The 1,041-nt window shown below is 29.5% G+C and carries 1 pseudogene; it reads right to left on the reverse strand.

Features of this window, described 5'->3' with window-relative positions:
• Positions 1-291: 291 nt before the first annotated feature.
• Positions 292-1,041: pseudogene (locus tag ACWIX0_RS13730) on the reverse strand (hypothetical protein); the annotation flags it as partial.

Raw genomic sequence — 1,041 nt, forward strand, 5'->3', positions numbered from 1 at the left:
CTTTTGTGGTTGTTTTAGTTGCTTGAATTTGTTTGTGTTGTTGGTATTGTTTTTGGTTTCTTGAATCCTTTGGGCTGTTTGATTTATTGAGATTATCGAAATTATCTAAATCATTTGACTTATTTGAATTTACATTTTAGGTTATTTTTATTGTTTAGGTTATGTTAGATAAATTGTTTTTTTTAATCTTATTGACTTTGTTTGTTTTTTTTGTTTATATGGCAGGTTTATTTTGTTTATGATGGTAGGTTTTATTGGAATTTTCGTTATTTTATCAAAATACTTTTATGATTATTCTAGCTTTAAATCTAGTTTTTGCATCATTTCTTTGCTCCAGCCTTTTGGAGGGTTTGTGATACTAGGGTAGATTCTAGGGAAAAATTCGATATATACGCTTTTATTATCGCTTAATTCAAAATAGTATTTGCCTAGTGGGGAGGGTGTGATAGGTTGTCCTCTTTCAAATAATGCTTGGTTTGGCGATAAAAATTGTAATTTTATATAGTCATCATAAACATTCATCAATCCGCCATTATTGCCAAAAAATAACTCTCTCCTATACTCATCAAAGCCATACATTGTGTTGCTAAATCCTACTTCTTTTGTGCTACTACGATATTTTTTTGCTAAATGTGCGTATTGCTTATAAGCCCCCGCATTAAAAAGTAGATTATTTTCATCGCAAAAAGAAGCAGAAAAACTTACGATAAAATTTTTAAGACTTAAAACCAAATACCAAAAAAACAACTCATCATATAATAAGATTTTATGATTTGGTTGATTGGTTTTGGATAGAAAATCAAGAGTAAGAAGTATCGCATTTCTATAAGGGGACTTAGGGGCATTACTCCACCATTTAAACATATCTTTTTGCAAGATTCCTTTTGATAATAAATCATCATAGACTTTATCGTGCAAATGATAGGCTTTAATGCCGTGATTTTTATTTATTGATTCTATGTAGTTTGCGATAAATTCTGTGTTTTCTTGGTGTAATTGTGTGAAGTATGAGATGATTTGCTCTTTTGTCAAAACGATATT

It is taken from the genome of Helicobacter sp. T3_23-1059 (assembly GCF_053654515.1).